Origin of the sequence: Kitasatospora sp. NPDC051702, assembly GCF_040681575.1 — a bacterium.
GTDB lineage: Bacteria > Actinomycetota > Actinomycetes > Streptomycetales > Streptomycetaceae > Kitasatospora.
In genome coordinates this window covers 67,120-81,025 of sequence record NZ_JBFAZB010000038.1, presented here as the reverse complement: position 1 = coordinate 81,025, position 13,906 = coordinate 67,120, and the positions used below count along the sequence as shown (strand labels likewise).

Here is a 13,906-nt window from a genome sequence, read left to right as displayed (position 1 = left end):
GCACAATCGTCGGGACGTGCACCGTGGCACGTCCCCCCATTGCCCCCTTGACCTGCGGATCCGTCCGCCATGTGGACCGGATATTCCACTTCCCGGGATCTTGGGCATCATGTAACTTGCACGAAATCGCATCAGGGCCAGCGTCGTCCCTCCTTGCACCACACCGCCGAAAGACGACGACGGGAGAGCCGATGCTGTCTGCATCCATGCACTCCGCCAACGAGCCCCAGGCCGGCGCCTCCCGCCGGCCGTACGCGCTCGTTCCGGATGCGCGACCTACCGCTCAGGGCCTGTACGACCCGCGAAACGAGCACGACGCCTGCGGCGTCGGTTTCGTCGCCACGCTGACCGGCATCGCCGACCACACCATCGTCGAGCAGGCGCTGACCGTCCTGCGCAACCTGGAGCACCGCGGCGCCACCGGCGCCGAGCCCGACTCCGGCGACGGCGCGGGCATCCTCACCCAGGTCCCGGACGCCTTCCTGCGCGGCAAGGTCGACTTCGACCTCCCCGCCGCCGGCGCCTACGCCGTCGGCATCGCCTTCCTGCCCGACCAGGACGACGAGGCCGCCGCCGCCGTCGCGCAGATCGAGGGCATCGCCGCCGAGGAGGGCTTCACCGTCCTCGGCTGGCGCGACGTCCCGGTCACCCCCGACCTGCTCGGCGCCACCGCCCGCTCGGTCATGCCCCGCTTCCGGCAGCTCTTCCTCGGCAAGGACGGCCAGGCCGGCATCGAGCTGGACCGCACCGCCTTCGTCGTCCGCAAGCGCGCCGAGCGCGAGGCCGGGGTCTACTTCCCGTCGCTGTCCGCGCGCACCATCGTCTACAAGGGCATGCTGACCACCGGCCAGCTGGAGCCCTTCTTCCCCGACCTGTCGGACCGCTCCTACGCCTCCGCCATCGGCCTGGTGCACTCGCGCTTCTCCACCAACACCTTCCCGAGCTGGCCGCTCGCCCACCCGTACCGCTTCGTCGCCCACAACGGCGAGATCAACACGGTCAAGGGCAACCGCAACTGGATGAGCGCCCGCGAGTCCCAGCTCGCCACCGACCTGATCCCCGCCAACAGCAAGGGGCAGGGCCTGGAGCGGATCTTCCCGGTCTGCACCCCGGACCACTCCGACTCGGCCTCCTTCGACGAGGTCCTGGAGCTGCTCCACCTCGGCGGCCGCTCGCTCCCGCACTCGGTGCTGATGATGATCCCGGAGGCGTGGGAGAACCACGCCACCATGGACCCGGCCCGCCGCGCGTTCTACCAGTACCACTCCAACCTGATGGAGCCCTGGGACGGCCCGGCCTGCGTCACCTTCACCGACGGCACCCAGGTCGGCGCCGTGCTCGACCGCAACGGCCTGCGCCCGGCCCGCTACTGGATCACCGAGGACGGCCTGGTCGTCCTCTCCTCCGAGGTCGGCGTGCTCGACATCGAGCAGGAGAAGGTCGCCAAGAAGGGCCGCCTGCAGCCCGGCCGGATGTTCCTCGTCGACACCGCCGAGGGCCGCATCGTCGAGGACGAGGAGATCAAGTCCGCCCTCGCCGCCGAGCACCCCTACGCGGACTGGGTCGCCGCCGGGCAGATCCAGCTCGCCAAGCTGCCCGAGCGCGAGCACATCGCCCACACCCACGCCTCGGTCACCCGCCGCCAGCAGACCTTCGGGTACACCGAGGAGGAGCTGCGCGTCATCCTCGCGCCGATGGCCAAGACCGGCGCCGAGGCGCTCGGCTCGATGGGCACCGACTCGCCGATCGCCGCGCTCAGCGAGAAGCCCCGTCTGCTCTTCGACTACTTCGTCCAGCTCTTCGCGCAGGTCACCAACCCGCCGCTGGACGCCATCCGCGAGGAGCTCGTCACCTCGCTGCTCAGCAACCTCGGCCCCGAGGGCAACCTGCTGGCCGCCGAGGCCGCCTCCTGCCGCTCCGTCGGCATCACCTTCCCGGTGATCGACAACGACGAGCTGGCCAAGCTCGTCCACATCAACGCCGACGGCGACCAGCCCGGCCTCAAGGCCGTCACGCTCTCCGGCCTGTACAAGGTCGGTGCCGGCGGCGCGGGCCTGGCCGCCCGGCTGACCGCGATCGCCGCCGAGGCCGACGCCGCGATCGCCGACGGCGCCCGGATCATCGTGCTCTCCGACCGGCACTCCGACGCCGAGCACGCCCCGATCCCCTCGCTGCTGCTCACCTCCGCGATCCACCACCACCTCATCCGCACCAAGCAGCGCACCCAGGTGTCGCTGCTGGTCGAGGCCGGTGACGTCCGCGAGGTGCACCACGTCGCGCTGCTGATCGGCTACGGCGCCGGCGCGGTCAACCCGTACCTGGCCATGGAGTCCGTCGAGGACCTCGTCGCCCAGGGCGTGTTCATCCAGGGCGTCGAGCCCGAGAAGGCCATCAAGAACCTGATCAAGGCGCTCGGCAAGGGCGTGCTCAAGGTCATGTCCAAGATGGGCATCTCCACCGTCGCCTCCTACCGCGGCGCCCAGGTCTTCGAGGCCATCGGCCTCTCCCAGGACCTGGTGGCCGGCTACTTCGCCGGCACCACCACCAAGCTCGGCGGCATCGGCCTGGACGAGATCGCCAAGGAGACCGCCGCCCGCCACGCCAAGGCCTACCCGGCCTCCGGCATCCCCGCCGCGCACCGCGCGCTGGAGATCGGCGGCGAGTACCAGTGGCGCCGCGAGGGCGAGCCGCACCTGTTCGACCCGGACACCGTCTTCCGGCTGCAGCACTCCACCCGCAACCGCCGCTACGACATCTTCAAGCAGTACACGGACCGGGTGAACGAGCAGTCCACCCGCCTGATGACGCTGCGCGGCCTGTTCGAGCTGGACGCCCTCGGCCGGACCCCCGTCCCCGTGGAGGAGGTCGAGCCGGTCTCCGCGATCGTCAAGCGCTTCTCCACCGGCGCGATGTCCTACGGCTCCATCTCCCGCGAGGCCCACGAGACCCTCGCCATCGCGATGAACCGCCTCGGCGGCAAGTCCAACACCGGCGAGGGCGGCGAGGACCCGGACCGCCTGTACGACCCCGAGCGCCGCTCGGCGATCAAGCAGGTCGCCTCCGGCCGCTTCGGCGTCACCTCCGAGTACCTCGTCAACGCCGACGACATCCAGATCAAGATGGCCCAGGGCGCCAAGCCCGGCGAGGGCGGCCAGCTGCCCGGCCACAAGGTCTACCCGTGGGTCGCCAAGACCCGGCACTCCACCCCGGGTGTCGGTCTGATCTCGCCGCCGCCGCACCACGACATCTACTCGATCGAGGACCTGGCGCAGCTGATCCACGACCTCAAGAACGCCAACCCGGCGGCCCGCATCCACGTGAAGCTGGTCTCCGAGGTCGGCGTCGGAACGGTCGCCGCGGGCGTCTCCAAGGCGCACGCGGACGTCGTCCTCGTCTCCGGCCACGACGGCGGAACCGGCGCCTCCCCGCTCACCTCGCTCAAGCACGCCGGCGGCCCCTGGGAGCTCGGCCTCGCCGAGACCCAGCAGACCCTGCTGCTCAACGGCCTGCGCGACCGCATCGTCGTGCAGACCGACGGCCAGCTCAAGACCGGCCGCGACGTCGTCATCGCCGCGCTGCTCGGCGCGGAGGAGTTCGGCTTCGCCACCGCCCCGCTGGTCGTCTCCGGCTGCATCATGATGCGCGTCTGCCACCTGGACACCTGCCCGGTCGGCGTCGCCACCCAGAACCCGGTGCTGCGCGAGCGCTTCTCCGGCAAGCCCGAGTTCGTGGTCAACTTCTTCGAGTTCATCGCCGAGGAGGTCCGGGAGATCCTGGCCTCGCTGGGCTTCCGCTCGATCGAGGAGGCCGTCGGCCACGCCGAGCACATCAACGCCCAGGGCGCGATCGACCACTGGAAGGCCGCCGGGCTCGACCTGGCCCCGCTCTTCCACGTCCCCGCGCTCCCGGACGGCGCGGCGCGCCACTGCACCACCACCCAGGACCACGCCCTGGACAAGGCCCTGGACAACCAGCTGATCACGCTGGCCGAGGACGCCCTGGAGCGCGGCGACGCCGTCCGCATCCAGCTGCCGATCCGCAACGTCAACCGCACGGTCGGCACCATGCTCGGCCACGAGGTGACCAAGCGCTACCGCGGCGAGGGCCTGCCCGAGGGCACCATCGACGTGACCTTCACCGGCTCCGCCGGCCAGTCCTTCGGCGCCTTCGTGCCGCGCGGCGTGACCCTGCGCCTGGAGGGCGACGCCAACGACTACGTCGGCAAGGGCCTCTCCGGCGGCGTCGTGGTCGTCCGCCCCGCCCGCGACGCCGCGGCCATCGGCAACGACGCCCAGAACCACGTCATCGCCGGCAACACCATCGGCTACGGCGCCACCGCCGGGCGGATCCACCTGCGCGGCAAGGCCGGCGAGCGCTTCGCCGTCCGCAACTCCGGCGCCACCCTGGTCGTCGAGGGCGTCGGCGACCACGGCCTGGAGTACATGACCGGCGGCCGGGTCGTCATCCTCGGCGAGACCGGGCGCAACCTCGCGGCCGGCATGTCCGGCGGCATCGCCTACGTGCTGGACCTGCGCCCCGCGAACGTCAACGACGGACTGGTGGGCATCGAGGCCCCCGGCGCCGCCGACCGCGAATGGCTGCGCGAGACCGTGCAGCAGCACTACGAGGAGACCGGCTCCACCGTCGCCGCCGAACTCCTGGCCGACTGGGGCGGCGGGGTGTCCCGCTTCTCCAAGATCATGCCGACCGACTACAAGGCAGTGCTCGCCGCCAAGGACGCCGCTGAGCGCGATGGCCTCTCCGAGGCCGAGACCACTCGCAAGATGATGGAGGCGGCTAATGGCTGACCCCAAGGGCTTCCTGACCACGCCCAAGCAGCTGGCCGAGCGCCGTCCCGTGGACGTCCGTCTGCGGGACTGGAACGAGGTCTACGTCGAGCGCAGCCTCCTGCCGATCATCACCAAGCAGGCCGGCCGCTGCATGGACTGCGGCATCCCGTTCTGCCACAACGGCTGCCCGCTCGGGAACCTCATCCCCGAGTGGAACGACCTCGCCTACCGGGACGACTTCGTCGGCGCGATCGAGCGCCTCCACGCGACGAACAACTTCCCGGAGTTCACCGGCCGCCTCTGCCCGGCGCCCTGCGAGTCGGCCTGCGTGCTCGGCATCAACCAGGACGCGGTGACCATCAAGAACGTCGAGGTCACCATCATCGACAAGGCCTGGGACCGGGGCGGCGTCACCCCGCAGGTCCCCGAGCGCCTCTCCGGCAAGACCGTGGCCGTCGTCGGTTCCGGCCCGGCCGGCCTGGCCGCCGCCCAGCAGCTCACCCGGGCCGGGCACACCGTGGTGGTGTACGAGCGCGCCGACCGCATCGGCGGACTGCTGCGCTACGGCATCCCCGAGTTCAAGATGGAGAAGCGCCACATCAACCGCCGCATCGAGCAGATGCGCGCGGAGGGCACCCGCTTCCGCACCGGCGTCCACGTCGGCGAGGACATCACCGGCCAGCAGCTGCGCGAGCGCTTCGACGCCGTCGTCGTCGCCGCCGGCGCCACCACCGCCCGCGACCTGCCCGTCCCCGGGCGCGAGCTCAAGGGCGTCCACCAGGCCATGGAGTACCTGCCGCTGGCCAACAAGGTGCAGGAGGGCGACTTCGTCGAGTCGCCGATCAGCGCCAAGGGCAAGCACGTCGTCGTCATCGGCGGCGGCGACACCGGCGCCGACTGCGTCGGCACCGCCCACCGCCAGGGCGCGGCCTCCGTCACCCAGCTGGAGATCATGCCCCGCCCCGGCGAGGAGCGCCCCGGCCACCAGCCCTGGCCGACCATGCCGATGACCTACAAGGTCACCTCCGCGCACGAGGAGGGCGGCGAGCGGATCTACTCCGTCAACACCACCCGCTTCACCGGCGACGAGGACGGCAACGTCCAGGAGCTCCACCTCGTCGAGGTCGAGTTCAAGGACGGCAGGTTCGAGCCCGTCCCCGGCACCGAGCGGTCCATCCCGGCCCAGCTCGTCACCCTGGCCATGGGCTTCACCGGGACGGACGTGCGCAACGGCCTGGTCGAGCAGCTGGGAGTGGACCTCGACGCGCGCGGTAACATTGGCCGCGACGGCCGGTTCGCCACCAATGTCGATGGCGTGTACGTCTGCGGAGACGCCGGCCGTGGCCAGTCGCTGATCGTCTGGGCCATCGCGGAAGGCCGCTCGGCCGCCGCCGCCGTGGACAAGCACCTCGGAGGCAAGACCCCGCTGCCCGCCCCGATCCGGCCCACCGACCGCCCCCTGGTGGTCTGACGGCCCGACCGGCCATCCGGTCCCGACCGGTCCCCACCCGGTCCCGACCGACCCCCGAACGCCCGGCGCCGCATCGCCGGGAGCTCAACCCGCTGCCCCCGCCAGCGTCGCCGGGCCAACGCGGTCTCCTGGCGCCCGCCCTCTTCCCCGACCAGTTGGAGGGCGGGCGCCGTCGCGTTCCCGCACGCCGGTGCGCGGCGCTGCGCGCCCGGCGGGGTCCGCGCGTTCCGGTGGGTGGCGTTCCCGTACCCGGCAGGGTTCCCCGCGCCCCGGTCCGAAGCGCTCCGCGCCCGGCGCGCGGCGGACGGGCCGCCCCGCCGCGGGCGCCCCGCGCGAGGCGTCGCTAGCGGCTCCGCCGGTGTCAAGCAGCACCGGCGTTTCCAGGCATTTCCCAGCCACCAGGACTACCGTTGGCGCAGCCCGACGCCGCCCCGGACGGCGTCCCCGGACGGGCTGTTGCTCGTCGGTGCCAGGTGGCAGACTGCCGCCGACGGCCGGGGGGCTGCGCGAGCGCGGAGGTTGAGGCGATGAGCACGACTCAGGCAGGCGGAGGCGCCACGGTACGGCGGCTGATGCTCGGCTCCCAGCTGCGGAAGCTCCGCGAGGCCAGGGGCGTCAGTCGCGAGGAGGCCGGCTACTCGATCCGCGCCTCCGAGTCCAAGATCAGCCGGATGGAGCTCGGCCGGGTCGGCTTCAAGGAACGCGACGTCGCCGACCTGCTCACCCTCTACGGCGTCGACGCCGAACAGGAGCGCGCCACCGTCCTCGGCCTGGTCCGCGACGCCAACGCCACCTCCTGGTGGCACGAGTACGGCGACGTCCTGCCGCCCTGGTTCCAGAACTACGTCGGCCTGGAGGAGGCCGTCGCCGAGATCCGCAGCTACGAGGTCCAGTTCGTCCACGGGCTGCTGCAGACCCCCGACTACGCCCGGGCCGTCATCGCCGCCGGCGGCCACGTCACCGAGCCCGCCGAGATCGAACGCCGGGTCGAGGTCCGGCTCAGGCGCCAGGAACTGCTCACCGGCGACCACGCGCCCCGCCTGCTCGCCGTCCTCGACGAGGCCGCGCTGCGCCGCCCCTGGGGCGGGCCCGAGCTGATGCGCAACCAGATCGACCGGCTGCTGGAACTCGGCGAACTCCCCAACGTCCGGCTGCAGGTGCTGCCGCTCGGCTGCGCCGGGCTGAGCGCCGAGGGCGGCGCCTTCACCGTGCTCGGCTTCGCCGAACCCGAACTCGCCGACGTCGTCTACCTGGAGCAGTTCACCACCGCGCTCTACCTGGACAAACCCGCCGAGGTCAGCGAGTACCGGCACGCCATGGACGGCCTGGCCGCCGACAGCCTCAGCCCGGAGCTGACCCGCGAACTCCTGCACTCCGTACGCCAAGAGCTCTGACGCGCACGTACGATGATGCCTCATCAGGCCGGGCCGGAACGGCTCGTCCCCCGGGACACCCCGGACCGGCACGAGGGGCATCAGATGTCGTACTTCTCCGAGTTGGCGCTGCAGTACATCGACGGCGAGTGGCGCAGCGGTACCGGCTCCTGGGACATCGTCGACGTCGACCCCTACACCGGTGACAAGCTCGCCACCATCACCGTCGCCACCGTCGGAGAGGTCGACCGGGCCTACCGCGCCGCCGCCCGGGCCCAGCAGCAGTGGGCCGCGACCAACCCCTACACCCGCCGGCTCGTCTTCGAGCGGGTGCTGCGGCTGCTGGAGGAGCGCGAGGACGCGATCACCCTCGCCATCATGACCGAACTGGGCGGCACCGCCCTCAAGGCCGGCTTCGAGCTCTCCCTCGTCAAGGACGTGCTCCGGGACTGCCTGCAGCTCTCGCTCAGCCTGGAGGGGCGTCTGCTGCCCTCGACCGCGCCGGGCCGGGAGAACCGGCTCCACCGGCTGCCGGTCGGCGTGGTCGGCGTGATCAGCCCGTTCAACTTCCCGCTGTTCCTGGCGATCAAGGCGCTGGCGCCCGCCCTGGCCCTCGGCAACGGCGTCGTGCTCAAGCCGCACCAGGAGACCCCGGTGGTCGGCGGCACCCTGATCGCCAAGCTCTTCGAGGACGCCGGTCTGCCGCCCGGCCTGCTCAACGTCGTGGTCACCGACATCGCCGAGATCGGCGACGCGTTCCTCGAGCACCCGGTGCCCAAGGTCATCTCCTTCACCGGCTCCGACCGGATCGGCCGGCACGTCGCCACCGTCGCCGCCGCGCACTTCAAGCGGACCGTGCTCGAACTCGGCGGCAACAGCGCGCTGATCGTGCTCGACGACGCCGACCTCGACCTCGCCGTGTCCGCCGCCGTGTTCAGCCGCTTCGCCCACCAGGGCCAGGTCTGCATGGCCGCCAACCGGATCCTGGTCGACCGCGTCGTCGAGGCCGAGTTTACCGAGAAGTTCGTCGCCAGGGTCGCCGCGCTGACCGTCGGCGACCCCAAGGACCCGGCCACCCAGATCGGCCCGCTGATCAACCCCGTCCAGGCCGACGCCCTCACCGCCCAGGTCGACCAGTCCGTCGCAGCGGGCGCCACCGCCCTGCTGCGCGGCACCACCACCGGCAGCCTGATGGAGCCCGTGGTGCTCACCGGCCTCGCCGCGGACGATCCGATCCTCCGGCGCGAACTCTTCGGCCCCGTCGTCCTCGTGCTGCCCTTCGACGGCGAGGACGAGGCCGTCCGGATCGCCAACGACACCCCCTTCGGGCTCAGCGGCGCCGTGCACACCGCCGACGTCGAGCGCGGCGTGCGGATCGCGCACTGGATCGAGGCCGGCATGGTCCACGTCAACGGGGGCACCATCGCCGACGAGCCCGCGGTGCCGTTCGGCGGGGAGAAGAACTCCGGGGTCGGGCGGCTCAACGGGGAGTCGACGGTGGACGCGTTCACGACCGTGAAGTGGATCTCCGTCCAGCGCGAGCGGGCCGTGTTCCCGTTCTGACGGCTTCGCCGCGGCGCGCGGGCCGGGGGCGTCGCGTCCGGGGGTGGGCGGGTCCGGAGCGTCCGGTCCGGCAGTGGCCCGGGGTGGGTCGGGTCCGGGCCCGCAGCGGCCCGGGGTGCGGGTGGGGGTCAGGCGGCGCGGGCCTCCCGGCGGAAGCCGCCGGGCGCCTGGCCGAACTCCCGCTTGAACGCCTTCGCGAAGGCGTACTCCGAGCCGTACCCCGTCTGCGCCGCCACCGCCGTCAGCGGCGCCTCCGACTCGCGCAGCAGCCGGGCCGCCGTGGTCATCCGCCAGCGGGTCAGGTAGGCCATCGGCGGCTCGCCCACCATCGAGGTGAACCGGCGGGCGAACGCCGCCCGGGACAGCCCCGACCGGTCCGCCAGCGACTCCACCGTCCACGGCGAGGCCGGCGCCTCGTGGATCGCCGCCAGCGCCGGGGCCACCCCGGAGTCCCCGAGCGCGGCCGCCCAGCCCGCCGCCGACGCCGCCGGCTGGTCCTCGAACCAGGCCCGCAGGATGTAGAGCAGCAGCGAGTCGATCAGGGCCGGGACGATCCCCGCCGAGCCGATCCGCGGGTTCTCCAGCTCCGCGCCCAACAGCTCCACGGCGGCGGCGAGTTCGGGGTGCCGGCCGTGCCGGGTCGGCAGGTGGATCAGCGCGGGCAGCTGGCGGACCATGGGGTGCGGGCGGCCCTGGTCCAGGTGGTAGTTGCCGCACAGCAGGCTGGTGCGGGCACCGTCGCCGCCCAGGGTCACCGTGCCGATCGGCGCGCTGTCGTCCGCCGGGGCGGACTCGGCGCGCATCGGCGGGGTGTCCGGGTGGTCGGCGAGGACGTGGCCGCGGCCGTCCCGCAGGAACACCACGTCGCCCGGGCTGAGCGCCACCGGCGCGCCGCCGTCCGGGCCCAGGGGGAGCAGCCAGCACGTCCCGTACAGCACCACGTGGAACCCGGCGCCGGCCACCGGCGGCAGCCGCAGGGCCCACGGCGCGCGGCCCTCGGTGCGGACGGAGGCGGGGTGCGCCGTCCGCATCGAGCCCAGTGCCTCGGTCAGGATGTCCAACGCCCGCCCCCTGCGATCTCACTCAACGGTCAGCACGACCTTGCCCTGGACCGTACCCGACGCCACCAGCTCGTGCGCCCGGCCGGCCTCCTCCAGCGGGAAGGTCGCGGCCACGTGCGGGCGGATCCGGCCCTCCTCGACGAGGGCGGCGATCGCCTCCAACGAGGCGTAGTCCGGCTCCACCGAGACGCCCGCGAAGCGCCGCCCGGCGGCCTCGATCGCCGCGGCGAGCTCGGTGTTCCAGTGCTCCATGATGCTCACCAGCACCCCGCCGGGCTTCAGCACCTCCAGGGCGCGGACGTTCTCGGAGGAGGAGTCGAAGACCACGTCGACGTCCGAGACCAGCGCGGTGTAGTCGGCGGTCCGGTAGTCGATCACCTCGTCCGCGCCCAGCTCCCGGAGGAAGCCGTGCTTGGGCTCGCTCGCCAGCGCGATCACGTACGCCCCGCGGGCCTTGGCGATCTGCACGGCGAAGTGGCCGACACCGCCGGCCGCCCTGTGGATCAGCACCCGCGTGCCCGGGCCGACCCCGGCCGCGTCCACCAGGCCCTGCCAGGCGGTCAGCGCCGCCAGCGGCAGCGCCGCCGCCGACACGTGGTCCAGGCCCGCCGGCTTGCGGGCCACCTGGCGCGACGGCACCGCCACGTACTCGGCGTAGCCGGTCGCGGCCCGGGGGAAGAACGGCATCCCGAACACCTCGTCGCCGACCCGGAACCGGGCGCCGGCCCCGGCCTCCTCGACCACCCCGGAGACGTCCCAGCCCACCCCGAACGGCGGCTCGCCCAGCATCGGCAGCAGACCCGAACGCACCGCCACGTCCACCGGGTTCACCCCGCTGGCGCGCACCCGCACCAGCACCTCGCCGGACCGCGGCGTCGGCCGCTCCACCTCGGCCACCTCCAGGACCTCCGGACCGCCGAACGCCTTCTGCACCACCGCACGCATCGAACTCTCCCTACCGGTCATCACCGGCCCCCCGTGGGGCCGTTCTCGATGTCCCCAACGATAGGAAGATCGAACGAGCCGATGAATATCCTCCAGTCTCCGGAAGATGTCCGATCGTCTCGCCGGATGTTCGCTCCGGTGCCATCGGCGCAGCGGTCAGTCGGGATACCGGAGCAAGGCATCGGTCGCCAGCTCGAAACCGAACGGCTCCGGGATCGGCACCAGGTCGCCGAACTTCCCGGTCCACTGCTGGTGGTAGACGCCACCGGAGGGATCCGAGTAGAGCATGATCTCGCCGACGCGCGGGTCGATCACCAGGTACAGCGGGATGTCCATCAACGGGTAGTCGCGGACCTTGCCGACCAGGTCGTTCTCCGGGTTCGAGGGCGAGACGATCTCCACCGCGATCGCGGTCTGCTCGGCAGGCACCTTCGTCCCGCCCGATTCGAGGACGGAGAGGGGGATGTAGGTCAGGTCGGGGTTGCGCAGCTTGCCGACGTTCGGTGACGCGAGGTCGGTGTTCTCGCTCGGCATCATGTCGGCCGGTTCGTGCGCCTCGAACTGCTTGCGGACGAGCAGGAGGTTGCGCTGGTGGATCACCGACGGGCCGGCCATCATGATGATCTCGTCGCCGGAGATCTCGATCTTCCACCCGGCCGGAGGCGTCAGGCTCTGCGCGTACGCCAGCAACCGGGCGTGGCGCTCTGCGATCTGCGACTCGCTCATGGCGCCATTCTTCCACCGTGAACGGACACGAAGGCCGCCGGCGCGGGACGAGCGAATCCCGCGCCGACGGCCTTCGTGGATCGTGCTACTAGAACACCGGCTGGCCGGCGCGGACCAGGCGCCAGGAGTTCGTGAAGAAGTCCGCCGGGTCGATGACGCCCTTGGCCTTCACCCAGGCGATCATCGTGTTGCGGATCTCGTCGGAGTTCGACCAGACCAGCTTCGCCTTCGCCACGTGCGGGAAGTTGCCGCCGCCGTTGGCGCGGTAGTTGTTGACCGCCAGGACGAACTCGGCGGCCGGGTCGATCGGCTTGCCCTGGAACGACAGGTTGACGATCCGCTGGCCCTTCGGCTGCGCGACGTCGATGTCGTAGCTCAGCCCGTAGACCGAGTCGTAGTTGTAGTCCGGCGTGGCCTCCGCGCCGGTCAGCGCGTCCTTGTCGACCGGAGCGCCCGGGGCGAGCTGGTTGTAGTACTTCGCCGAGAACTCCAGGTAGTCCTTCAGCTGCGCACCCGTCAGGACGCGCGCCTCCAGGGTGTTCTCGTAGATGTACAGGCCGGCCGCGTCGCGCAGCTTGACCTGGCCCGCCGGGATCACCGCGGTCCGGTTGAACGGCGCCGCCTGCGCCAGCACCGGCAGGCCGGCGTACTGCCCGCCCGCCAGCGCCGCCTTCACCGCGTCCGCCTGCACCCGGCCGATCAGGTCGATGATCGGGGTCGCCCGGAACCGCGACTCGGCGATCGACAGCTCCGTCTTGCAGGTGCCGATCTGCTGGTTGACGTACGCCACGACCTTCTTGTGCTGCTCGGTGAGCGCGTTGACGATCTCCGGGTCCTCCGGCACGGTGTTGGAGTTCAGCACCCGCGAGGAGACCGAGAGGACCTTCCACGCGCCGTCCGCGAACTCGACCTCGAAGTCGAAGCAGCTCAGCCGCTGGCCCCAGCACAGCGGCTCGGAGAGGACCACGGTCCTGCCGGTCTTCTTGTTGACGATCAGCCGCTGCGCCACCTCCTTGTGGGTGTGGCCCACCAGCACCGCGTCGATGTCGGCGACCGTCTCCGCCATCTCGCCGGAGGCGTCCTCGGGCCAGGGCAGCTGGTCGCCGTAGGTGGTCGCCTCGTCGATGCCGGAGTGCGCCGAGACGACGATCACGTCCGCGCCGGCCGCCTTCATCCGCGGCACGTACTTGGCCGCGGTCTCGACGATGCCCGGGAAGACCATCTGGCCGGAGACGTTGGCCTTGTCCCAGATCGCGATGCCCGGGTTGGTGAGGCCGAGGATGCCGACCTTCAGCGACCGGCCCTCGCCCAGGTGCAGCTCCTTGATGACGTACGGCTTGAAGGCCGGCTTCTCGTTCTTCGCGTGCAGCGCGTTGGCGCCCAGCAGCGGGAACTCCAGCTGGTCCTCGAAGGCCTTCACGGTGGGGATGCCGTAGTTGAACTCGTGGTTGCCGAGCGCGGCGGCGTCGTAGCCCATGAGGTTCATGGCGACGGCCATCGGGTGGTCGGGCACGTTGTCGCCGTCGGTGGCGATCGGCTCGATCCGGGCGTAGTAGTACGTCAGCTGGGTGCCCTGGATGATGTCACCGGAGTCGATCAGCAGGCAGCGGTCCCAGCCCTTCTCCTCGCGGACCTGGTTGGCCAGGGTGGAGATCTTGGCGAGGCCGACCTCGTTGTGCGCCTTGTCGGCGTAGACGGCGTCGGTGAAGTAGTCCCAGTTGAGCACCCGGCCGTGCAGGTCGGTGGTGCCCATGACGGTGAAGGCCTGCTTGCGGCTCTTGCGCTTGCCCTTGGCGGCCGCCGTGTCCGGCTCGGCGGCCGCGGCGGCGGGGGCGGCGGCGAGGGAGGCTCCACCGACCAGGGCGGCGCCGGCGGCGGTGGCGGCGGACCGGGTGACGAAGTCACGGCGGTTCAGGGGCATGGACGACTCTCCCGGGTGGGAACTGACGGCCGGATGGACCGTCAACTGGCGTGCTG

The 13,906-nt window shown here is 71.7% G+C and carries 8 protein-coding genes; 4 read left to right on the top strand and 4 right to left on the bottom strand.

Annotation, left to right across the window (positions count from 1 at the left end):
• Nucleotides 1-206 precede the first annotated feature (206 nt).
• The 4 genes from gltB to AB0N04_RS27375 all read left to right on the top strand — a co-directional run bounded on the left by gltB (nucleotide 207) and on the right by AB0N04_RS27375 (nucleotide 9,197).
• Nucleotides 207-4,808: a glutamate synthase large subunit gene (gene gltB, locus AB0N04_RS27390; protein WP_360212498.1), complete on the top strand. Its 4,602-nt coding sequence runs from the start codon at nucleotides 207-209 to the stop codon at nucleotides 4,806-4,808.
• On the top strand, nucleotides 4,801-6,261 hold the full coding sequence (locus AB0N04_RS27385; protein ID WP_360212454.1) for a glutamate synthase subunit beta: 1,461 nt from the start codon (nucleotides 4,801-4,803) through the stop codon (nucleotides 6,259-6,261). Before gltB ends, AB0N04_RS27385 begins: the two co-directional genes overlap by 8 nt.
• Before the next feature lie 527 nt (nucleotides 6,262-6,788).
• Nucleotides 6,789-7,655, top strand: coding sequence for a helix-turn-helix transcriptional regulator (locus tag AB0N04_RS27380; protein ID WP_360212452.1), 867 nt, complete (start codon nucleotides 6,789-6,791; stop codon nucleotides 7,653-7,655).
• A gap of 84 nt (nucleotides 7,656-7,739) precedes the next feature.
• Nucleotides 7,740-9,197: an aldehyde dehydrogenase family protein gene (locus AB0N04_RS27375; RefSeq protein WP_360212450.1), complete on the top strand. Its 1,458-nt coding sequence runs from the start codon at nucleotides 7,740-7,742 to the stop codon at nucleotides 9,195-9,197.
• A 128-nt stretch (nucleotides 9,198-9,325) separates the two neighbouring features.
• Here AB0N04_RS27375 and AB0N04_RS27370 read toward each other — a convergent pair whose 3' ends face one another.
• From AB0N04_RS27370 to AB0N04_RS27355, 4 genes are all read right to left on the bottom strand, one after another.
• Nucleotides 9,326-10,258, bottom strand: a complete 933-nt coding sequence (locus tag AB0N04_RS27370; protein ID WP_360212448.1) for an AraC family transcriptional regulator — start codon at nucleotides 10,256-10,258, stop codon at nucleotides 9,326-9,328.
• A gap of 18 nt (nucleotides 10,259-10,276) precedes the next feature.
• Nucleotides 10,277-11,203, bottom strand: coding sequence for an NADP-dependent oxidoreductase (locus tag AB0N04_RS27365; protein ID WP_360212446.1), 927 nt, complete (start codon nucleotides 11,201-11,203; stop codon nucleotides 10,277-10,279).
• A gap of 156 nt (nucleotides 11,204-11,359) precedes the next feature.
• On the bottom strand, nucleotides 11,360-11,929 hold the full coding sequence (locus AB0N04_RS27360) for a Uma2 family endonuclease (protein WP_360212444.1): 570 nt from the start codon (nucleotides 11,927-11,929) through the stop codon (nucleotides 11,360-11,362).
• An 88-nt stretch (nucleotides 11,930-12,017) separates the two neighbouring features.
• On the bottom strand, nucleotides 12,018-13,850 hold the full coding sequence (locus AB0N04_RS27355; protein WP_360212442.1) for a 5'-nucleotidase C-terminal domain-containing protein: 1,833 nt from the start codon (nucleotides 13,848-13,850) through the stop codon (nucleotides 12,018-12,020).
• Between the last annotated feature and the right edge of the window lie 56 nt (nucleotides 13,851-13,906).